Source organism: uncultured Mucilaginibacter sp. (assembly GCF_903893715.1).
Taxonomy (GTDB): Bacteria; Bacteroidota; Bacteroidia; order Sphingobacteriales; family Sphingobacteriaceae; genus Mucilaginibacter.
The window spans coordinates 12,448-34,788 of record NZ_CAITNG010000023.1 but is presented as its reverse complement, the minus strand read 5'-3'; the positions used below and the strand labels follow the sequence as shown (position 1 = coordinate 34,788).

The window sequence follows — 22,341 nt, the reverse complement described above, 5'->3', positions numbered from 1 at the left end:
TTACATAGAGAAATAATCGTGTGCCAAATCAGAGTGAAAAACGGATAGCCGGTATAGTGGCCTGACACAGAAGCCTCAAATCATTCACGTTTTCAAGAATGTTGACAATCATTGTTGCTCAGCAAACCCGTTTTTAAAAATGTGACCTTGAACACCTTAAACCCGGTTATAAAAAAGAGGAGAGTGATCGATATCACTTATATTCATGAGGGGCTGCACGTAATGTGTTCGGAGGGCCAAGTACTTTTACTGCATGAATGATATTACTTTCCCACCCGATCTGAGGAGCCATAGCGAAGGGACGGGTTCCGTAAGAAAACAACATCCCGAATATGCAGATATGTTGCCTCCATGTAACCAGGCATGCCCTGCCGGCGAAAACATACAGGCATGGCTATCGTTGGCGCAGGAGGGTAAATTTGAAGCTGCCTGGCGTGTTTTAATGGCAGATAACCCCATGCCTGCGGTATGCGGCAGGGTTTGTTACCACACCTGCGAAGACCAATGCAACCGGGGACAATTGGACAGCACGGTAAGTATCCACGCGGTTGAGCGGTTTTTGGGCGATGAGGCATTGAAAAACGGCTGGAAGATTCAACCATCGGAAACTGCCACGGGCAAACGTATATTGATCATAGGCGCAGGCCCAAGCGGATTATCTGCTGCTTATCACCTTTCGGCGATGGGGCATTATATTGAAATTCACGACGCCGGACCTGTTGCAGGCGGTATGATGCATTTTGGTATCCCGGCCTATCGGCTTCCGCGCCGGGAACTGGACCAGGAGGTGCAACGGATAGTGGACATGGGTGTTCACATCGTTTATAACCATAAAGTTTCGGATATATTAAAGGAAAAGGAGGAAGGTGGTTTTGATGCCGTGTTTGTGGCGATAGGCACCCAGCTTTCGCGTAAAATAGACATACCCGGCAGGGATGCCGGAAAGATATTGGATGCCGTAACCTTGTTAAAGCAGGTTGAAGAAGGAAACGCCCCTAAACTTGGCCGCAGGGTAGCTATTTACGGTGGCGGTAACACGGCCATGGATGCGGCGCGTACCGTTAAACGCCTCGGCGTGCCTGAGGCGATGATCATATACCGCCGCGACAGGGAAAATATGGCCGCCCACGATTTCGAGGCTCAGGAAGCTTTGGATGAAGGCGTAAAAATCAACTGGCTGCGTACAATTAAGGAGATAGACGGAAGCAACTTTACCGTTGAAGTAATGGAACTGGTTGATGGCAAGCCCGTACCAACCGGACGTTTTGAGACACTGGAAGCAGATAACCTGATTTTGGCATTGGGTCAAGAAGCCGATACCGGATTTTTAAAAAATATACCGGGCATTACGTTCAAATCCGACGGAACGGTGGTGATTGGCGGAGATATGATGATAGGCAGCAGCGGCATATTTGCAGGTGGCGATATGGTGCCCGGCGACCGAAGTGTTACCGTAGCCATTGGGCATGGCAAAAAAGCTGCACGCTACATCAATGGATTTTTGAGCGGACAACCTTATCAAATACCGGCCAAACACCAGGTGGTGGGTTTTGAACGACTGCACCGCTGGTACACTACACAGGCACCACGCATACAACAAACCGATTTACCAGCCGACCTGAGGGTAGGAAACTTTGATGAAGTAAAAGCAGGCCTTACCGAGCAACAAGCGCTTTTTGAAGCACAGCGATGCCTGTCGTGCGGTAATTGCTTTGAATGTGATGGCTGTTTTGGTGCATGCCCCCAAAATGCAATAATTAAGCTGGGCGCAGGTAAACGTTATGAATTTAATTATGATTTGTGCACGGGCTGTGCTGTATGTTTTGAGCAATGCCCTTGCCACGCAATAGAAATGATACCAGGGGCCTAATATAATCCCGGTTTCTTAAAACAAATAATACGATGTCAGATACCCTTCCAGTAATAGCTACGCTCGACGGAAACGAAGCCGTGGCATATATAGCCTACCGCGTAAACGAAGTTTGCGCCATTTATCCGATCACTCCGGCCTCAACCATGGCTGAGTTTGCCGATGAATGGAGCGCAGCAGGCAAATTGAACATATGGGGCAATGTGCCCGAAGTAATTGAAATGCAAAGCGAAGGCGGGGCCGCCGGCGTGGTGCATGGGTCGTTGCAAACCGGTGCGCTCACCACAACATTTACGGCATCGCAGGGCTTGTTGCTGATGCTGCCCAATATGTTCAAAATTGCGGGAGAGCTTACTTCGACAGTTTTTCATGTGGCCGCCCGTTCGCTCGCTACACAAGGTTTGTCGATTTTTGGTGACCATAGCGATGTGATGTCGGCCCGCACAACGGGTTTTGCCATGCTATCTTCAGCCTCTGTACAGGAAGCGCACGACATGGCTTTGATCAGCCACGCGGCAACATTGAAAACCCGCATACCCTTTATGCATTTTTTTGACGGTTTCCGTACATCCCACGAAATCAACAAGATCAACATGTTGTCGGATGAGCAGATCAGGACGATGATAGACGAGGACCTGGTTTTTGCCCACCGCTCGCGTGCTTTAAATCCCGACCGGCCGTTTATCAGGGGCACTGCCCAAAACCCGGATATTTATTTCCAGGCGCGCGAAACCGCAAATCCTTTTTATGACGCAACGCCCGGCATCGTACAAGAGACGATGGATAAATTTGAAACGCTTACGGGCCGGGCTTACCACACCTTTGACTATACAGGCGCTCCGGATGCCGAAAGATTGATCGTTATCATGGGGTCGGGTGCCGAAACCGTAAAAGAAACCGTTAAAAGGCTATATGCAACCGGCGAAAAAGTAGGCGTAATCCAGGTACGGCTTTACAGGCCGTTCTCCCTGTCGCTTTTATTGAAAGCACTTCCGGCAAGTGTTGAAAAAATTGCTGTACTCGATCGTACGAAAGAACCGGGCGCAGGCGGCGAGCCCTTATATCAGGATATCGTAACTGGTTTGTTTAACGCCTTTAGCGACAGCAGTATATCCCACTTACCCAAAGTAGTAGGCGGCCGATATGGGCTGTCGTCAAAAGAATTTACCCCGGCCATGGTAAAGGGTGTTTTTGAGGCTTTGAAATCGCCACGGCCTCGTAACGGGTTTACCATAGGCATTAACGACGATGTAACGTACACCAGCCTTCATTTCGACCCTTCGTTCAGCATTGAACCGGCCGACCGGGTTTGCGCGCTTTTTTATGGCCTTGGGGCCGATGGAACCGTAGGCGCCAATAAAAACAGTATCAAAATAATCGGCGAAGAAACCGATATGCACGCGCAAGGATATTTTGTATACGATTCAAGGAAATCGGGCGCACAAACGGTTTCGCACCTGCGTTTTGGTAAGGACCCTATCCATGCACCTTATCTTATCGAACAAGCGGATTTTATCGCCTGCCATAAATACAACTTCACCGGCACAACCGACATGCTCAAATTTGCAAAACCGGGGGGCGTTTTTTTACTCAACAGCCACTACGGTACAGATGAAGTTTGGGACAAATTGCCCCGCACCATGCAGGAACAGATCATCGAAAAGAAGCTGAAGTTTCATGTCATCGATGCAACAAAAGTTGCCGAAGTGGCCGGGCTTGGTCAGCGTATCAATACAGTAATGCAGACTTGTTTCTTTGCACTATCGGGCGTATTGCCTTTTGAAGAAGCTATCAACCAAATCAAAAAAGCCATCCGCAAATCATATAAATCCAAAGGTGAAGCGGTAGTGCTCAAAAATTTCAAGGGGGTTGACGATACTCTTGAAAACCTGTTCGAGGTGAAAATTCCGGCCAATGCTACCAGCACCACAAAGCTTTTGGCTACCGTACCCGCCGAGGCGCCTGATTTTGTACAAAAAATAACCGCCATGATGTTGGCCGGCGACGGCGATTTGTTGCCCGTAAGCATGTTACCGGTTGACGGGACCTATCCGAGTGGCACAACCAAGTGGGAAAAAAGGAATATTGCAGAAGAAATTGCCGTTTGGGAATCCGACTCTTGTATACAATGCGGCAATTGCAGTTTTGTTTGCCCGCATAGTGTAATCCGGTCGAAATTTTATCATAAAGACTATATCGATACCGCCCCGGTACAATTCAATTCGGCACCCATCAATGCGCGCGGTTTTCCGGAAACGAGGTATACATTACAGGTATATTTTGAAGATTGCACCGGCTGCAACCTTTGCGCCCAGGTATGCCCGGTTATTGATTTGAAGGATCCAAGCCGTAAGGCAATCAACATGGGCCAAAAGCCTGATGCAGTAACAGAAAGGGAAAATATCCGCTTTTTTGAGAGCATTCCGGTTAACGATAGGGCGACCGTCGATTTTTCGTCGATAAGGGGCGCGCAGTTCCTTGAACCTTTGTTCGAATTTTCGGGTGCCTGTGCCGGTTGTGGCGAAACCCCTTATATCAAAACGCTTACCCAGTTATTTGGCGATCGCTTGTTGGTGGCAAATGCCACAGGTTGTTCATCAATATATGGCGGCAATTTGCCAACTACGCCATGGTCGGTAAATAAAGACAACAAAGGGCCGGCCTGGTCAAATTCACTCTTTGAAGACAATGCGGAATTTGGCTTGGGTATGCGCGTTTCTACAGATAAACAACTGTCGATAGCAAGAATGTTGCTCGAAGAATTAAAACCCGAATTGGGTGCCGAAATGACAGATGCTTTGTTGAATGCACCGCAGCAACTCGAGTCGGAGATAGCATTGCAACGCAAACGCGTAGCAGCATTAAAAGAAAAATTGGCCCAGATGAACGAGCCGTTAGCGGCCAAACTATTGTCGGTAGCCGACCAATTGGTGGAAAGGACCGTTTGGCTGATCGGCGGCGATGGATGGGCTTACGATATCGGGTCATCTGGCTTGGACCATGTATTATCCACAGGGCGCAATGTGAACATACTGGTGCTGGATACCGAAGTGTATTCGAACACGGGCGGGCAAATGTCGAAAGCTACACCAACTGCGGCTACGGCCAAATTTGCAGCAGCAGGTAAAAAAGTAGGCAAAAAGGATTTGGCGCTACAAGCCATCTCTTATGGAAATGTTTATGTGGCTCAGGTGGCTATGGGTGCAAACCCGCAGCAAACTTTGCTGGCCATGCGTGAAGCGCAGGCATACAACGGGCCATCGCTTATATTGGCGTACAGTCATTGTATTGCCCATGGTATAAATATGGAAAACGGTTTAAACCAACAACACCTGGCCGTTGCCAGTGGTTATTGGCCTTTGATTAGGTACAACCCTGCGTTGCGCTCGGCCGGAAAGAACCCATTTGTGCTCGATTCGCCGCGGCCAACTATGCCATTTGGTCAATATGCCAATAACGAATTACGTTATAAAGGCCTGATGGTTGCAAATCCAAAAGAAGCAACGCGTTTGCAGGCCATAGCCCAGGAGATAGTCAACCTTCGTTGGAAGACCTATGAAGAAATGGCGGAATGGAAAGCAGAATCGTTCGCGCCGGTGATATAAACATTTTTAAAAAAAATACGTAAATGAAGAAAATAGTTAAGAAGTGCAAAACCAAGCTTTGCGGCAGGTGGGACAAATGCGTAGATTTACATATTGCTGACCATCATGCCATTACATCCGACCATTATTAATCTATTTATGTTATGACCATAGGAATTTTAAAAGAACCGTTATTTGAATCGAGGGTTTCGCTGTTGGCAGGCGAAGTGGCCGCACTGACCAAAAATGGAATCCAGGTTTGGGTAGAAGCCGATGCCGGGTTGAAGGCTTTTTGCATGGATGATGAATACATCGCCAGCGGCGCCGCGATAAAAACAAGGACCGATATTTTTGAGGGCGCCGACATATTGTTGTGCATTCACTATAACGAAATTCCGTTTTATTTAAAAAATAAGGTACTGATTGGGGTGTACCAGCCACTTATCAATATAGATCAGGTGGAAGACTGGAACAACCAGTTGCTTACCGTATTTAGCCTGGATATGTTGCCGCGCACCACCAAAGCGCAAAGCATGGATGTGTTGAGTTCACAATCGAGCATAGCGGGGTACAAAGCCGCTATTTTGGCCGCATCGGTATACCCGCGCTATTTCCCCATGATGATGACCGCGGCCGGCAGTTGTTCGCCGGCCAAAGTATTGGTACTCGGGGCAGGTGTGGCAGGCCTACAGGCGGTTGCTACCTCCCGGCGTTTAGGTGCAGTGGTGGAGGTGTTTGATACCCGCAACGAAGCCAAACAGGATGTATTGAGCCTGGGTGCAAAATTTGTGGAGGTTGAAGGTACGGCAGATGCCTCAAAGGCCGGCGGTTATGCGGTTGACCAAAGCGAGGAGTTTAAAGAAAGGCAAAAAATGAGGATTGCCGAAAGTATCAAAAAGGCAGATGTAGTAATTACCACTGCACAGATATTTGGCAAAAAGGCGCCGATATTGGTAACCGCGGATATGATATCAACCATGAGGCCCGGATCGGTCATTATCGACCTTGCCGCAGCAACTGGTGGCAATACCGAAGTAACCGCAGATAATGTAACCATTACCCATGGCAATGTAACTATAATTGGTGCAGGGAACCTGGCATCGGCGGCACCATCAGATGCCAGTAAGCTATATGGTAAAAACGTGCTGAATTTTCTGAAAACTTTGATTGATAAAGAAGGTAGCCTGACCATCGATTTTGCCGACAGCATTGTAAACAACACCTGTATTACCCATGATGGAAAAGTGATTTCCCAAATGGTAAACAACAAACTATCAACAATAAACCCAAATCATGGAAACATTACTCAACTTCATTGAGAGCAACCTTGAGCAATTTTATATTGTTATCCTGTCTGTTTTTTTAGGGATAGAGGTGATTTCGCGCGTGCCATCGGTGTTACATACGCCTTTGATGAGCGGTGCCAATGCCATCCACGGAGTAATCATCATCGGTTCTATCATCGTAATGGGCGAAGCATCGCCTGATAATTACGTCGCGTTAAGCTTAGGTTTTATCGCTGTTATAGTGGGTACCATCAATGTGGTAGGCGGCTTCGTAGTTACTGATAGGATGTTGGAAATGTTTAAGCTCGGTAAGGAACAGCCATCTAAACAAACTAAAGGTAAATAACATGGAAACTAATATATTGTCGATATGCTATCTGATAGGGTCCGTATCATTTATCCTGGGCTTAAAAATGTTGTCGCACCCGGCGACCGCGCGCAAAGGCAACTTGGTATCAGCCGCCGGCATGACGATTGCCATCCTGGGCACTATCCTTTTTTACCAGTCGGACGGGGCGCATCTTCATAATTACGGATGGATAGTTATCGCGCTGATCATCGGCACCGTAATCGGATCCATAGCGGCACGTAAAGTACATATGACAGCCATGCCCGAAATGGTGAGCATTTTTAACGGGATGGGTGGTTTGTGTGCCGCGCTTATTTCTATCATCGAATTTGGCAGGCTAACCACCGAGTTGCAGGCGCTGCGCGAACTGGCCATTGTAGCCGGGATGGTTATCGGTAGTGTTTCTTTTACAGGAAGCATTGTGGCTTATGGCAAATTGAGTGGTAAATTGAAAGATCATTCATTCCCCGGGCAGCATATTTTTAACCTCGTGGTACTGGCCGTAATTGTTGTACTTGGCGGTTTACTGATCAGCGGAAACTTTGCTGAACCTGCAGTGCTTTTCTATACCATTCTTGCCTTATCCATTGTCTATGGTATTTTATTTGTGATGCCGATTGGAGGCGCTGATATGCCGGTAGTTATTTCGTTATTGAACTCATTTACAGGCATAGCAACGGCCTGTGGCGGCTTTTTGTATAATAATCCGGTAATGCTTACCGGCGGTATCCTGGTTGGATCTGCGGGTGCTATACTAACCATCCTGATGTGCAAGGCAATGAACCGCTCTATCAAAAATGTGCTTATCGGCTCGTTCGGCGAGGCCAAAACCGGTGAAGGCCCGGCAGCAGGCGGCGAGCAAGGCGATTATAAGGAAATCAGTTCGGCTGATGCGGCAATGGTTATGGGTTACGCGCACAAAGTGATGATTGTGCCCGGGTTTGGTTTAGCCGTTGCCCAGGCACAACATGCCTGCCACGATCTGGAAAAATTACTGCGCGAAAAAGGTGTTGAGGTAAGTTATGCCATACACCCGGTAGCAGGCCGTATGCCGGGGCAAATGAATGTTTTGCTTGCCGAAGCTGATGTATCGTACGATGAATTGCTGGAGTTGGAAGACGCGAATGAACAATTTGCCGATACCGACGTAGTGCTCATCCTCGGTGCAAACGATGTGGTTAACCTTGCGGCAGAGAACGACCCATCGAGCCCGATTTATGGTATGCCTATTTTGGAAGTTGGGAAAGCCAAAACGGTTATCGTAAACAAAAGGAGTATGCGCCCGGGTTATGCAGGTATCGAAAACCAACTCTTTTTCCAGCCAAATACCTCGATGATTTTCGGGGACGCAAAGGGTGTTTTGCACCAATTAGTGAGCGATGTAAAAGCGCTGTAATAAAATGCTACTGTATGCTAAACGGAAGCGGAAAATTTGTTTGCTTGTTTATATAAAAAAGCAATATAAAAACAGAGCGCCCACCCAATACCGACTGTATCTGGATGTTTCAAAGCCAAGTACGCAGTCGAATCTGTTCATCGCAAAAAAAGCCTTTAACTTTTCAGTTAAAGGCTTAGTCTATTAGAAGTAGCGGGGAGCAGGATCGAACTGCCGACCGTTAGCTAACGGATATGAATCCTACGCTTTAACCATCTGAACTATTAAATTTTTCATGAATTAACTCCCAAATGAATTTTCTGCCCTGTTGTGATTTAAATTGTCTTTCTCTTACAATAGCTTCTTTTTGTTTTCAAATTCTTCAGTATAAGCAATAACCCAAGGACGGTACCTTAAAGAATATCCTTTTGTTGCCAATTCGTTATGGGAGAGAAAACGGTTGTCAAGGTCGGATGTGTAACCGATGTAGATTTTGTTAAAAGATTGGGAGTATAAAACGTATACCATAAACATGGATTTCGCTTTTACAAGAAAGGCCCCTAAAAGGGGCCTTTGTAGCGGGGAGCAGGATCGAACTGCCGACCTTAGGGTTATGAATCCTACGCTCTAACCATCTGAGCTACCCCGCCGGATTGTATTTTATTGATAAACAGCAGCAACTGTTTATCAATAACAATGCCCCTTAAAAAAAGGTTTGCAAATATAGCAGAAATTCGTTTCCTTTAGAAAAATTGTTAACATTTACGCCTAAGTAATTTAATAGACCAGTATTGTAGCTTAATCATGTCGGAAAAGAAGAAATTTAACATCGAATACGAAATCAAATCATCACCCAGAATACTATATGGCTTTTTAAACGAACCCAACGGCCTTGCCCAATGGTTTGCCGACGACGTAAATGTTAGGGATCAGATATATACTTTTACCTGGGACGGCGAAGAGCAGAAGGCAAAGTTGCTGGGTTTAAAGGAATATAAATCGGTGAAGTTTAAATGGTTGGACGATGAGCCGCAATGTTTTTTTGAGATGGAAATTATACAGGATGAGCTGACCAACGATGTGGCTTTAAGTGTTACCGATTTTGCTCCCGAAGAAAACATAGCCGAGCGCAAACTGATATGGGATAACCAGATAGATTACCTGATAAGCGTTTTGGGTGCGTAATAAGGATAATTAATTCCTTATTTTTGTTTTGTGAAAAAGATACATCTCTTAATTTTAAAGGCCTTCATAAGGCCGTTTTTAGTCACCTTTTTCATTGTAATGTTTGTGTTGCTGATGTTGTTTCTGTGGAAATACATCGACGATATGGTGGGAAAAGGTTTTGAATGGTACACCATTGGTGAATTAATGTTGTATGCTTCGGCAACCAATGTGGCTATGGCACTACCCTTGTCTGTGCTGTTATCCTCCATCATGACGTATGGCACTTTAGGCGAAAACTACGAACTGGTAGCTATAAAGTCGGCAGGTATATCGTTAACCCGCGCGCTTTACCCCATGGTTATTGTAGTAAGCATACTTAGCGTGGCAGCTTTCGCTTTTTCGGATTATATGCTGCCGATAGCAAATTACAAGTTTTTTGCGTTGTTGTATAGTGTGCGCGAGCAAAAATCGGCTAAGCTGATCAATGTTGGTGTTTTTAACAATAGTTTCCCAGGCTACACTATACGTGTAGGGAGAAAAGACCCTGACGGCCGGCGGTTATATGATATTATGATCTATCAGCGGATCGGGACGTCATCAGGCAACAATGTTATTTTCGCGAAAGAAGGGGTAATGACTAAATCGCCCGACAATACGTACCTTTTATTAAAGCTGAAAGATGGTGTGCGGTACGAAGAGTCGAGCCCCGACCAGTCTTATAACCCGAGGCAGAGGTTTACACGTTTCTATTTTAAAGAGACCGAGGAAAAGCTTGACCTGTCGGCATTTACACCGAAACGAACCCCCGAATCGCTTTTCAAAGGCTCGTTTCCAATGTTGAGTTCAAAGCAACTGGCCGATACGTTTAAAATTGTAAAAAAACAAGTTGACAAGGTTGATGAAGCGAATTTTGCCATCATGATCCCCAATATAAAGTACTTTACCGTGCCACATAAACCGGTGCCGGGCTATAAAACAGTAGTTCCACATGGGCGGGTTATCGATGCTATTCGGGCCGATTTGCAATTAACGACAGTGCAAAACGCAAACGCGGAAGCAAAGACAATAAAGAGCATGGTGGCAGATAAAACAGCAGAATATATGGAAAAACAAAGTATTTTGCGCAGGTATTTGGTGGAGTACCAAAAGAAATTCACCTTATCGGCTGCATGTTTGATGTTGTTTTTTATCGGCGCACCGCTTGGGGCCATTATACGCAAAGGGGGCCTTGGCTTGCCGGTGGTTATATCGGTGATATTCTTCCTGATTTATTTTATTATCACGAGCATTGGAGAAAAATCGGCGCAGGGAGGGTCGTTGCCACCTATATTCGGCACCTGGATAGCTATTATTTTCATGACACCTGTCGGGCTGTTTTTATCGTACAAAGCAGCCAACGATTCGGTTTTGTTTGATGCCGAGATTTATAAACGTTTTTTTACCGACCTGTTTAGGCAGCTGAAACAGAAACTGCACCGCCGTTGATTTTACATTAAACCGACTGCCATAAGTATTATAGTTGATTACCTTTGCACCAATATTGACTAAGTTGTCAAGCGGCTTTTATTAATAGCATTAAATTATATTGAGATGTTAAATACCATAAGCGAAGCGATAGAGGATATAAAGGCAGGCAAGATAGTAATTGTTGTTGATGATGATGACCGTGAGAACGAGGGTGATTTTTTAACTGCCGCACGTTTTGCAAGCCCCGAGGCCATTAATTTTATGGCCCGTTATGGCCGCGGCCTGATATGTACCCCAATAACACAGGCACGCGCCACTGAGCTTGGGCTTGAGCCTATGGTTGGGCATAACACCTCCTCGCACGAGACAAACTTTACTGTATCGGTGGATTTGATAGGCAACGGTTGTACCACCGGCATATCGGCTACAGACCGTTCCAAAACTACCCTTGCACTAATTGACCCCGCCACCAAGCCAGAAGATTTGGGCAGGCCTGGGCATATATTCCCGCTCATAGCCAAAGATGGCGGTGTGCTGCGTCGTGCAGGCCATACCGAAGCGGCTGTTGACCTTGCCGTAATGGCAGGTTTTGAACCTGCGGGCGTAATTTGCGAGATAATGAAAGAGGATGGCGAGATGGCGCGCCTGGATGATCTTTTGGTGTTTGCAAAAGAGTTTGACATGAAGGTTGTTTCGGTAAAGGACCTGATATCGTACCGATTGGAGCACGAAACGCTGATCCGTAAAGAAGTATCGGTTAAGCTGCCAACCGAATATGGTGTTTTTGATATGGTTGCCTATACGCAGCTTGATACAGGCGAGAGCCACCTGGCATTGGTAAAAGGTACCTGGGCGGATGATGAACCTGTTTTGGTGCGGGTGCATAGTTCGTGCGTTACGGGCGATATATTCGGATCGTGCAGGTGCGATTGCGGCCCGCAGTTGCACAAAGCCATGGAAATGATAGAAAAGGAAGGCAAGGGCGTTATTTTGTATATGAACCAGGAGGGCCGTGGCATAGGGCTCATCAATAAACTAAAAGCATATAACCTGCAGGAAAACGGGTTTGATACAGTTGAGGCCAATTTAAAGCTTGGATTTAAAATGGATCAGCGCGACTATGGCGTAGGTGCCCAGATATTACGCAGCCTTAATGTGACTAAAATGAGGTTAATGACCAATAATCCTAAAAAACGTGCCGGCTTGGTTGGTTATGGTTTAGAGGTAGTTGAAAACGTTGCGATGGAAATTAAACCTAACCCGCATAACGAAACTTATTTAAAAACCAAACGCGATAAAATGGGCCATTCCATTTTGTTGAAACACTAAAACGTTTACGGATTATCGTCTTCGTCTTTTGCCGGTATTGCCGGGCCTACAGCTTTAGCTGTGTCCTTTTTGGCTGGTTTTTTACCGCCCAAAATATTTTTGAAAAATTCGCCGAAGGTGTCGAAATCGCGGCGGTAAACTAAACCCACGCCATTTACGTATTGCAGGTCTATCTGACTGTTGAATGTATTGACCGATGTACTGTTTAGTACCCGGTATGAGTAGGTGCCTAACAGGTTACCATCTTTGCGGATGAGGTATTGTACGCCAAAATCTTTAGTAATGTTGTTGCTGTTTAAGCTTTGGTTAAACAGGCTGGTTGTTGAGTTGCCAAACAACTCGCTATTGCCCTGGCTACTAAACAAACTACCGTTTAGCAACAAGCGATCGCCAAAAAAATGCAGGGTGGCGCTTGCATTTTGCGTGCTGCGGATGTTGAAATCGAAATACTTAATGTTTGATTGCGCGAAAAGGCTGTTGAACTGGTTAAAAACATACTCGGTAACAACGCCTTGCGCAGTGGTGCCTACATTGTTGTTTGATGATGTGGCAAATTGCTGCCTTACAATCAAGCTTAACGCTTGTGTATTGCGGTTGGTATTATCAGCTAAATATGTGCCTAAATCGTCTTTTACGTTAGGATCGTTTGGAAAACTAAAATCAAAATCGATGTGTGGTTTTATTAGCGCGCCACTTAAATTAAGTTGGGCCTGTACCAATTCGTATTTGGTATTGTTACCGTTTGAAGGGGCGAGACCCGCCGCAGCATACAGGTCGCCTACGTTTGCCCTCACCTCATAAATTGTTTTTAGGTCGATGGTGGCATTAAGCGGGTCGCCGGCCCAGCTGATAGTACCACCCTGGCTAACCTGGAACAACTTACTGATCACACTTTTTGCAGTAAACTCAAACTTACCCGTGGAAATAAGGTAGGAGCCGTACATACTAAAATCGCCCAGACTGCTGATGTTCAAGCTAAGGTTATTGGCTATGCCGTTGCCTGTCAACACACCATAGTCGGTATATATTTTAACTGTCGTTTTTTCGTCAGCCGAAAGGTCGAAGTTTAGGGTAACCCCTTTAAAGGAGTTCCCTTTTTTTTGCGTTTTGGTGGTATCAGTTGGGTTTACGTATTGGATAAAGTCATAGTCGGAAGCGGTACTTGAAGTATTTAGCGGTATATTGAATATGGTACCCGCTTCGGTTCTTGCTTTTATGTTGATACGCATGTTGTCAATCGGTCCCGCAAAGGAAAACTTACCCGAGCCAAAGGCGGTTCCGTAGTACAGTCGGTTGTCTTTAAAAGTGGTATTGAGCGTGAGGAGGTTTTTTACATCAATGTCAACATTCAATACCGGATTGGAAAGCGCGCCGCTCAAATCGACCGTGCCGTTGGCTATGCCAACACCGCCCCGGCCGTCGGTTATGTTTAAGTTGTCGAGTTTGATGAGGCTATTGTCGACGGTTACCTTATCGTTGATGATATAGGGCGTTTTTAAATAGTTCACGGTTAGCCCTGTATTTTCGAAGGTAAGCGTTCCATTGATAAGCGGTTTGGAAAGGGTGCCGCGCAGTGTAAGATCGGATGAAAGCGCGCCTTTTAAATTTGATACCAGGCTTTTTACAAATGGCTGCAAAACAATGGCCTGTGTTTGGTTCATTTTTAAAGCAAAGTCTAACGTGTTATCAGTAGGGCTAAGGTCGTAAGTGCCGGTAGCAGTTAAGGTTTCGAGCGCTTTGTTGAATATGCTCAACTTGGTGTTCAGTACGTTATCAGGCTCGGCCAGTTTGGTAATAAATTTAACGTCGCCCAATACGGTTCCGTTGAGCGCCAGCGAGTCGATGGCAAGGTTTGATTCGAAAGCAGGCTTATGGCGTAGCGACGAAAGCTTAATATCGCCGTTCATGGTGCCGTTTAGAAACACACCACTGGCCTTGCTTAGCTGATCCAGGGTATTCATGTTGAACCGCTCGAAACTGAGTGCCAGGATATCGGCGGGGTCGGGCGATATGATGCCATTGATCTTGATTTTTTGAGGACCATATGACATCTCAAACCCATCTATCTGAACTTTATCCTGTGCAATCTTTATCTGTACATTTTCTTTTAGGCGCCATGTTTTATGCTCCAAAATAATGTCGGACGGCAGCAGTTGCAGGGCTGCAGTAGTATCGCCGTTAAACTTAAAAAGGCCGTATAAGTCGAGTTGGTTGACCGCGTTTTTGTCGGATAGTTTAACGTTGAAGTTTAAACTGTCGCGCTGTAAAAAATTGGTGATGTTAATGTCTTTAACAAAAAGGCTATCGCTAAAGTTTATCTTGGTTAGGGCCAGGTTAAGGTCCATGGTTTTGTCATTGGTGCTTTCGTCAATAACCAAATCGTGAAAAACAAGCCCGTTGTATTTAATGGTTTTTACCGAACCGGTTAATACGGCTGTCCTATCTATTGAGTTAAATTTGCCTGCAATGCTGCCTTGGTCGGGAAAGCTGAGGGATGGTGCAAAAAACTGTGCGAGCGGGTCGATTTTCCTGATCTTGAAATCGAGCGAAAAGTTTTGTGGCTTTATATCGCCGATTTCCATTTTTAGCGAAGGGATGTATTTATTGGCGATGGTTTTGAAATAATCGGGTAGTGAGCCCAAATCATAACTTCCTTTTATACTGCCTTGGGCCAAATCCGATTCGAGCAATACTTGCCTGGCATTTTCTTTTCCTGATGCGATGAAGTATACCGAATCGATAGTGTAGCCTTTCGCAGGTTTTTGTAGTTTAATGGCTTTTAACAGGATGCTGCCATCGATGTTATTGATGTTGGTGCCGGAGAAGTTGGTGGTGAGTTGGGCATCAACGGCTACGGTATCTTTCATCAATTTAAGCTCATTCAATTTCGCGCCTTTTATTTCGGCATAAAAACTGTATTTGGGCAGTTTTTCGCTCAGATCCACGTCGCCCGAAAAATTGAGGTTAAGGTTTTTGTCGTCAACCAAGAGCGCCCCTTCAAACTTCTTTTTATTGAAGGTGCCGTTCACAGTCAAGTTATTATAACGGTAGCCTTTAAAATCAAAATAAGCTAATTTACCATCTACCTTGCTCGATAAGTTATTGATATCGAAGCCGTGGCCGTTGACATTTGCATTAAATGTTGTGCGGCCCAGCAAGTCGTTATCCACCAATGTGCCCAAGTCAAAATCGAAAGTGCTTGCTTTGCCGCTGTAGCTTGGTACCCCGGCCTTATCAAATTTAAGGTGGATATCTGAACTAAAACGGCCCAGTTTGGTCTTGAAATCGCCATAGGCCACAAAATCGTTTTGAAAGCCGCTAAACTGGCCCGAGAAATTGAAGTTGCCGAATTTTGCTATAACATCCGGCACGCGGCTGTTTGGGTGCCCTGTGAACCGACTGTACAGTAAATCGATATCCTTTTTATTAGAGGCTATCTGATCGAATTTTAATTCGAGGAAGGTTTTGTCCCAATTGGGCAGTCCTTTCAGGTTAAAATCGCCTTTAATATAGGTGGCCTGGCCGGCGGTTACCATCAGGTTTTTGGCTTGTAAATTATTAACCAAACCTTTAATACGGCCGGTAACACCTAAGTCGAAATAGGTGTGTTGCAGGTTGACGGTAAAATACCCTATGTCCAGCGATGAAATACGCGCGGATTTAAAATCGGCATCCATCACTACTTTGTTTTCAAAGTCCGAGAAATCGTCGTACGATTTGAACTTCATCCTGAAATAGTTTTTCACGGTTGAGCGGTTGGTAACCAGGTCGAGGTTTTTTAACGTGATCTGGTTACTATCAATGATAGCCGTAGTAGTAAGTTTTTTGATGTCGAATCCGCTTTTTTCGTTGAGCCGCAGATTTTGTATATCTGCTTTAAACAGGTGGTGCTTCAAGTCGAGGTTGGTCAGCACTGTGGAGAAACGTTTTACATCGATATCGTTAAAGTTTACATGGTCGATATTGACTTCGTTGCTCAGTTGGTTTTTGTACCTGAAACGCAGGTTGTTTAAAGTGATTTTTTCGAAGCTGATGTTCCATGGCTTGCCCGGAGTTTTTACCGTATCCTTGGATCTGAGGGAATCCAGGATAAATTTGAAATTGCTGGTACTATCTTTTTGCCGTTTGATGTATATAGACCCGTTATCCAATTGTATATTGCTTAAAACAATGGTGCGGTTTTGTATGCTGCTAAAAATGGAAAAATTGAACAAATCGACAGTGAGTTCGGGTGTGCTGAGCAGGGTGTCTTTTTGCTGGTCGAGCACATACAAACTATCGAGCGTTACCGACGAGAATGGTTTGATATACAAACTTGAAATACCTACGGTGGTGTTTAGTTTTTTGGACAGGTAAATAGCAGCCTTTTTTGCGGCCCATGTTTGTACGGATTTTAATCTGAACGCTAATATGATTGAACTGAAGAGAACTATCAGCACCAATACTATCCATAACGCTATTTTGAGTAGTTTTTTAATAACTTTGTCCCCTATTTAAATTACTGCTGTGGCTGTTATACTAGGAATTGAATCTTCGTGCGATGAAACCAGTGCCTCTGTTTGTGTTGATGGTAAAATACTAAGCAATATTATTGCCAATCAAACAATCCATGCGGCTTATGGCGGCGTTGTGCCCGAACTGGCATCGCGCGTACATCAGCAAAATATCATTCCCGCTGTACAGCAGGCAATAGTAAACGCAAAAGTAAGCAAAAATGATATTGATGCCGTAGCATTTACGCGCGGTCCGGGGCTTTTAGGCTCATTATTAGTTGGGGTATCGTTTGCCAAGTCGTTCGCGCTGGCCAAAAACCTGCCGCTTATCGAGGTAAACCACATGCAGGCGCATGTATTGGCACATTTTATTGGTGAGACAAAACCGAAATTCCCTTTTTTATGCCTCACGGTTTCGGGCGGGCATACGCAAATAGTTTTGGTGAAAAACTATTTTGATATGGAAATCATTGGCCAAACATTGGATGATGCGGCCGGCGAGGCTTTGGACAAGACGAGCAAGATATTAGGATTGCCTTATCCCGGCGGACCGCTGATAGATAAATACGCCCGTTTGGGCAATGCGGATGCTTACCCCTTCCCCGAACCGAACATACCCGGGTTTGATTTTAGCTTTAGCGGATTAAAGACTTCGATACTATATTTTATACGAGATAACGTTGCTACCGACCCGCAATTTTTGGAAAAGAACATGGCCGATATTTGCGCTTCGGTTGAGAAACGTGTGGTGACCATTTTACTAAATAAATTCAGGAAAGCTGCCGAAAAATATGGCATTACCCAACTGGCTTTAGCGGGCGGGGTATCGGCCAATACAGGCTTGCGGCAGGGATTGACCGATCTGTGCGCACAAAAAGGTTGGGAAAGTTTTATCCCTAAATTTGAGTACTGTACCGATAATGCCGCAATGATCGCCATAGCCGGCTACTATAAATACCTCGACAAAGATTTTGTTGGGCAGGATATTGCACCATTGGCACGTATGCCATTTTAAGCCGCTTGTTTCTTATCGGGCAACCAGCCCAGGTGTGTATGCTTAAAGGCATCGCTATATTTCAACCCGTAATCCATCATCCTATCGAAAGAGGAATGCGCGAACAGCAGGATGCCGATGGCCGTAGCAACATCATGATGGGTAAAGAAACCTAAGGCGGCTATGCACAGCGCTATACCTTTATGATGGAAAAGGTTATAACAAAATGCGCCCACTTGCGTGTTGACGAGGTAGCCGAGCATACCAATATCGGGGGTAAAAAATAACAGGACCCACAGCCATACCGGGATACCCAGGTTGTATTGTGTTAAAAAATAAATGCCGACAGCAGTCATCGCTGCTTCTTCTAATTTGATTATCGTTTTCATAACAATTTGTTTTTGATGTTTTGTTATGACAAAGTTGCGTTACGAAAGCGTGGTTTGCGCTTGACAAAAATCAAGAAATGAGTTTGCGGCGGATGCGACTAAAGGTTTCGGGTGTCATGCCGAGCATAGAAGCAATATATTGTAGCGGTACTTGGTTAAAAAGTTCGCGATTTTGCTCAAAGAGTCGTTTATAACGTTCTTCAGCTGATAGTGACAGATGGTCGAAAACCCGGTTTTCGAGGGTTATAAAACACTTACCGATGAAGAGTTTTTCAAGCTCGTTCCATTTGGGTAGTATTTTGCCGATTTGGATATAATCGTCATAGCTAATGGTATAGAGGTTTACATCGGTTAAGGCCTGTATATTCCAACGGGCGGGATTACGGAACAGGAAAGCCGACAGGTCGGTGATAAAATAGCCCGGCGTACCTATCCATTGGGTTACCTCAGCATCGGGAAGGTTGACATATATCCGCATTAGCCCATCGCGAATGAAACTTAACCTGTTGCATTGCCTGTCGGTTTTTAAATAAAAATCGCCTTTAGCAATACTTTCGGTTTTAAACAGGCTGGCTATTTTTTTACAATCATCAATACTGATGCTAAAATAGTGGTGGATGTAGTTTTCCAGTTCATTCATTGTATCTTTGCGCCCGGCTGGTTTGACTATCCAAATATGGCCAAAACTTTATATTTTATCGACAATGTATTTTAGCGGACCTTCCTTAATATTCTGGCTCATTTTTGTGATACCCCTTGTAGCCGGCCTCGGCTGGATCATGTGGCAGGACAAGCGCCACCGCAGATCAGGATTGCTCATCTTAGCTGTGATTGTTGTGGTAGGTATTGTGTATATGTATTTGAAGACACGGGGCTTGTAATTAAAGCTCGCGCAAAGCCGTATAAGACGCTAAGTGTGTGCCACTGAACTTTGCGTCTTCGCGACTTTACGTGCAATGTTCTCTTCGATAAATTACTCGTCTTCGGCAAAGGTAAGCACGTAACCGTTATTGTCCTGTATAGAAAACTCGGTGGCGCCGTAAAAGGTTTTATCGAGGCCTTTTAGCACGGTTACCTTATCTTCTATCTCCTCAAAAAATTTACGGATGCCTTTTAGTTTGATGTAAAAGAGCAATGAGCCGCCGTCTGTACGGTTAATGGCAGGTATTTCTTCCCCCAGGCTGGCAAAGGTTTGGAACATGAAGGTGACTTCGTCGTTCATCATCATCGCCCAGTCGTAATCGCCTTCTTCGGGCACCGTCATCACAGTATTAAAGCCTAAAATTTTATAAAACTCAATAGTCGTGTTCATGTCATTCACGAACAAGTTTGGTGATAGTGTTTCCATTTGTTGTTGATTAATTACTAATAAAATTAGCAATAATAATTCAAAAATCAAAATTAAAAAGGAAAAAAGCTGAAAGCATAAAGCTAAAAGCCCAAAGCGAAATGACCCAAACAAAAAAGCTCCCCGGTAGATCGGAGAGCTTTCAGCTTTATGCCTTTCGTTTTCGGCTTATCCTGCCATTTGCTTGCGGATGATGTTCAGCGCACCACCTGCTTTGAACCATTCAATTTGCTGGGCGTTGTAGGTATGGTTCACATCGATGGTTTCGGTTGTGCCGTCTTTGTGGTGGATAACTACCTGTAATGGTTTACCGGGGGTAAAGCTTTGCAAACCAGTGATATCGAAAGTATCGTCTTCCAAAATTTTATCGTAATCGGCAGGGTTGGCAAATGTTAATGCCAGCATACCCTGTTTTTTGAGATTGGTTTCGTGGATACGTGCGAAGGATTTTACCAATATAGCGCGTACACCTAAGTGGCGCGGCTCCATAGCGGCGTGCTCGCGCGATGAACCTTCACCATAGTTTTCATCACCAACAACAATTGAACCAATGCCGTTGGCTTTATAATCGCGCTGGGTGGCAGGTACAGGTCCGTACTCGCCGGTCAGTTCATTTTTAACTGTGTCGGCTTTATCGTTAAAGTAATTGATGGCACCGATGAGCATATTGTTGGATATATTATCGAGGTGGCCACGGAACTTTAACCATGGGCCTGCCATCGAAATATGGTCGGTAGTACACTTGCCTTTGGCTTTTATCAATAGTTTTAAAGCTTTGATGTCGGTGCCTTCCCAAGCCGCGAACGGATCGAGTAGTTGTAAGCGTGATGATTTTGGGTCAACCTTTACTTCCACCTTGCTGCCATCTTCGGCAGGGGCCTGATAGCCTGCATCTTCCACAGCAAAACCTTTTACCGGCAACTCAATGCCCATTGGCTCGTCGAATTTAACTTGTACGCCGTCTTTATTGGTCAGACTGTCTGTCAGGGGGTTAAAGGTAAGGTCGCCGGCAATTACAAACGCTGTGACAATTTCGGGCGACGCCACGAAAGCGTGTGTATTAGGGTTCCCATCCTGACGTTTTGCAAAGTTACGGTTAAACGAGGTGATGATGGAGTTTTTGCGGGTAGGGTCGTCGGTATGACGTGCCCACTGGCCTATACACGGACCGCAGGCGTTTGCCAATACCACACCGCCCATGCTCTCGAAGGTACCTAAGTAACCATCGCGCTCAACGGTATAACGTACCAGTTCCGAACCCGGAGTGATGGTAAACTCGGCTGCAGTTTTTAAGTTTTTGCTTACTGCCTGGCCAGCGATTGATGCCGCGCGGGTAATATCTTCGTATGATGAGTTGGTGCAGCTTCCAATCAAACCTACTTCGAGTTTGGTTGGCCAGTTGTTCTCGCGAACCGCGTTGGCGAATTTTGAGATAGGCCATGCCAAGTCGGGAGTGAAGGGACCGTTAACATGCGGCTCCAAAGTCGACAGGTTAATTTCGATCACTTCGTCGAAATATAATTCGGGGTTGGCGTAAACTTCAGGGTCGCCGGTAAGGTGTTCTTTAACGGTGTTGGCCAGGTCGGCAATTTCGGCGCGCTCCGTCCCGCGAAGGTAAGCTTCGGATTTAGTATCGTATCCAAAAATAGAAGTGGTCGCGCCAATTTCGGCACCCATGTTACAGATGGTACCCTTACCGGTTGCCGAAAGCGAACGTGCGCCCTCGCCAAAATATTCAACAATAGCTCCTGTACCACCTTTTACGGTGAGGATACCTGCTACTACCAGGATCACATCCTTAGCAGATGCCCAGCCCGATAATTTGCCTGTCAGTTTTACACCGATCAGTTTAGGGAATTTTAGCTCCCATGGTAAGCCGGCCATTACGTCGCAGGCATCGGCACCGCCAACACCTATGGCAACCATACCCAAACCACCCGCGTTAGGGGTGTGCGAGTCGGTACCGATCATCATACCGCCGGGGAAAGCGTAGTTCTCCAACACTACCTGGTGGATGATACCTGCACCGGGTTTCCAGAAACCGATGCCATATTTATCGGATACAGAGGCAAGGAAATCGTACACTTCCTTGTTCTGGTCTTTAGCTGTAGTTAAGTCGATATCGGCACCTATTTTTGCCTGGATCAGGTGATCGCAATGTACGGTTGAAGGTACGGCAACCTGCGGGCGACCGGCTTGCATAAATTGCAACAGCGCCATTTGGGCGGTAGCATCCTGCATGGCCACGCGATCGGGTGCAAAGTCGACATAATCGACGCCACGTTTGTAGGCGTGCACGGCATTGCCTTCGCTCAGGTGGGTGTATAAAATTTTCTCGGTTAAAGTAAGGGGTTTACCGGTAGCTTTACGTGCTGCTTCGATGCGGCTGCCCAAGCTTGCGTAAACCTTTTTGATCATATCTAAATCAAAAGCCATGTTGTTGGATCTTATGAGGTGAAAAGAATATAAAAAAGCGGCTTATATGGCCGCTTTTTAGCGTCGGGGCTAATTTACAAAAATTGGGATTAAATGTGTAGGGATATTTTGAGAAGTTTAATTTGGAGATGTTCTAAATAATGATTTCGAATTTCGCCTGCCTGTCGGCAGACAGGGATTTTCGATTTCGGATTTTTTGGGGACGGTAGTCGGAGAAACCAGCATAATCGTCCGATTTATAAACTTCGGATAGC

Annotated in this window: 16 protein-coding genes and 1 tRNA gene; 10 read left to right on the top strand and 7 right to left on the bottom strand. The window is 45.5% G+C overall.

What is annotated here, in order from left to right; all coding sequences use genetic code 11:
• Positions 1–253: 253 nt before the first annotated feature.
• The 5 genes from QZX97_RS02530 (at position 254) to QZX97_RS02510 (ending at position 8,485) form a co-directional block, all read left to right on the top strand.
• Positions 254–1,870 (top strand): NAD(P)-binding protein, encoded by a 1,617-nt coding sequence (locus QZX97_RS02530; protein WP_295650027.1) that lies wholly within the window; start codon positions 254–256, stop codon positions 1,868–1,870.
• A 32-nt stretch (positions 1,871–1,902) separates the two neighbouring features.
• A complete protein-coding gene (nifJ, locus tag QZX97_RS02525) occupies positions 1,903–5,475 on the top strand; it encodes a pyruvate:ferredoxin (flavodoxin) oxidoreductase (RefSeq protein ID WP_295650029.1) in 3,573 nt (1,190 codons plus the stop codon).
• 143 nt (positions 5,476–5,618) lie between these two features.
• Positions 5,619–6,773: an NAD(P) transhydrogenase subunit alpha gene (locus QZX97_RS02520; protein WP_295650030.1), complete on the top strand. Its 1,155-nt coding sequence runs from the start codon at positions 5,619–5,621 to the stop codon at positions 6,771–6,773.
• Positions 6,748–7,086 (top strand): NAD(P) transhydrogenase subunit alpha, encoded by a 339-nt coding sequence (locus QZX97_RS02515; protein ID WP_295650031.1) that lies wholly within the window; start codon positions 6,748–6,750, stop codon positions 7,084–7,086. The genes QZX97_RS02520 and QZX97_RS02515 overlap by 26 nt, the downstream gene beginning before the upstream one ends.
• A 1-nt stretch (position 7,087) precedes the next feature.
• Positions 7,088–8,485, top strand: a complete 1,398-nt coding sequence (locus tag QZX97_RS02510; protein ID WP_295650033.1) for an NAD(P)(+) transhydrogenase (Re/Si-specific) subunit beta — start codon at positions 7,088–7,090, stop codon at positions 8,483–8,485.
• 330 nt (positions 8,486–8,815) lie between these two features.
• Here the strand turns inward: QZX97_RS02510 and QZX97_RS02505 are convergent, their stop codons facing one another.
• A complete protein-coding gene (locus tag QZX97_RS02505) occupies positions 8,816–8,992 on the bottom strand; it encodes a GIY-YIG nuclease family protein (protein WP_295650035.1) in 177 nt (58 codons plus the stop codon).
• A gap of 48 nt (positions 8,993–9,040) precedes the next feature.
• Positions 9,041–9,114 (bottom strand) — tRNA-Met (locus QZX97_RS02500).
• Between the two features lie 154 nt (positions 9,115–9,268).
• On the opposite strand from QZX97_RS02500, the gene QZX97_RS02495 reads away from it, so the two are divergent.
• From QZX97_RS02495 to QZX97_RS02485, 3 genes are all read left to right on the top strand, one after another.
• Positions 9,269–9,649 (top strand): START-like domain-containing protein, encoded by a 381-nt coding sequence (locus QZX97_RS02495; RefSeq protein ID WP_295650037.1) that lies wholly within the window; start codon positions 9,269–9,271, stop codon positions 9,647–9,649.
• Between the two features lie 30 nt (positions 9,650–9,679).
• A complete protein-coding gene (locus tag QZX97_RS02490) occupies positions 9,680–11,116 on the top strand; it encodes an LptF/LptG family permease (RefSeq protein ID WP_295650039.1) in 1,437 nt (478 codons plus the stop codon).
• 105 nt (positions 11,117–11,221) lie between these two features.
• Positions 11,222–12,427 carry a bifunctional 3,4-dihydroxy-2-butanone-4-phosphate synthase/GTP cyclohydrolase II gene (locus tag QZX97_RS02485; RefSeq protein ID WP_295650041.1) on the top strand — a complete coding sequence of 402 codons (1,206 nt, stop codon included), beginning with the start codon at positions 11,222–11,224 and terminating at the stop codon, positions 12,425–12,427.
• A 5-nt stretch (positions 12,428–12,432) separates the two neighbouring features.
• Here QZX97_RS02485 and QZX97_RS02480 read toward each other — a convergent pair whose 3' ends face one another.
• Positions 12,433–16,866 carry a translocation/assembly module TamB domain-containing protein gene (locus QZX97_RS02480; RefSeq protein WP_295650043.1) on the bottom strand — a complete coding sequence of 1,478 codons (4,434 nt, stop codon included), beginning with the start codon at positions 16,864–16,866 and terminating at the stop codon, positions 12,433–12,435.
• A 67-nt stretch (positions 16,867–16,933) separates the two neighbouring features.
• Here QZX97_RS02480 and tsaD point away from each other — a divergent pair, with 67 nt between their 5' ends.
• Positions 16,934–17,935 (top strand): tRNA (adenosine(37)-N6)-threonylcarbamoyltransferase complex transferase subunit TsaD, encoded by a 1,002-nt coding sequence (tsaD, locus tag QZX97_RS02475; RefSeq protein ID WP_295650044.1) that lies wholly within the window; start codon positions 16,934–16,936, stop codon positions 17,933–17,935.
• Here tsaD and QZX97_RS02470 read toward each other — a convergent pair.
• Both QZX97_RS02470 and QZX97_RS02465 read right to left on the bottom strand, forming a co-directional pair.
• Complete coding sequence (locus QZX97_RS02470) at positions 17,932–18,303, bottom strand: DUF4260 domain-containing protein (RefSeq protein WP_295650047.1); 372 nt, start codon at positions 18,301–18,303, stop codon at positions 17,932–17,934. The genes tsaD and QZX97_RS02470 overlap by 4 nt on opposite strands.
• A 70-nt stretch (positions 18,304–18,373) precedes the next feature.
• Positions 18,374–18,943 (bottom strand): Crp/Fnr family transcriptional regulator, encoded by a 570-nt coding sequence (locus QZX97_RS02465; RefSeq protein WP_295650049.1) that lies wholly within the window; start codon positions 18,941–18,943, stop codon positions 18,374–18,376.
• Positions 18,944–19,049: 106 nt separating this feature from the next.
• Here QZX97_RS02465 and QZX97_RS02460 point away from each other — a divergent pair, with 106 nt between their 5' ends.
• A complete protein-coding gene (locus QZX97_RS02460) occupies positions 19,050–19,184 on the top strand; it encodes a hypothetical protein (protein ID WP_295664136.1) in 135 nt (44 codons plus the stop codon).
• A 92-nt stretch (positions 19,185–19,276) separates the two neighbouring features.
• Here QZX97_RS02460 and QZX97_RS02455 read toward each other — a convergent pair whose 3' ends face one another.
• The gene (locus QZX97_RS02455) at positions 19,277–19,651 is read right to left on the bottom strand and encodes a VOC family protein (protein ID WP_295650052.1); all 375 of its coding nucleotides are present in this window, start codon (positions 19,649–19,651) and stop codon (positions 19,277–19,279) included.
• A 168-nt stretch (positions 19,652–19,819) separates the two neighbouring features.
• Positions 19,820–22,087 (bottom strand): aconitate hydratase, encoded by a 2,268-nt coding sequence (locus QZX97_RS02450; protein ID WP_295650055.1) that lies wholly within the window; start codon positions 22,085–22,087, stop codon positions 19,820–19,822.
• Positions 22,088–22,341 lie beyond the last annotated feature (254 nt).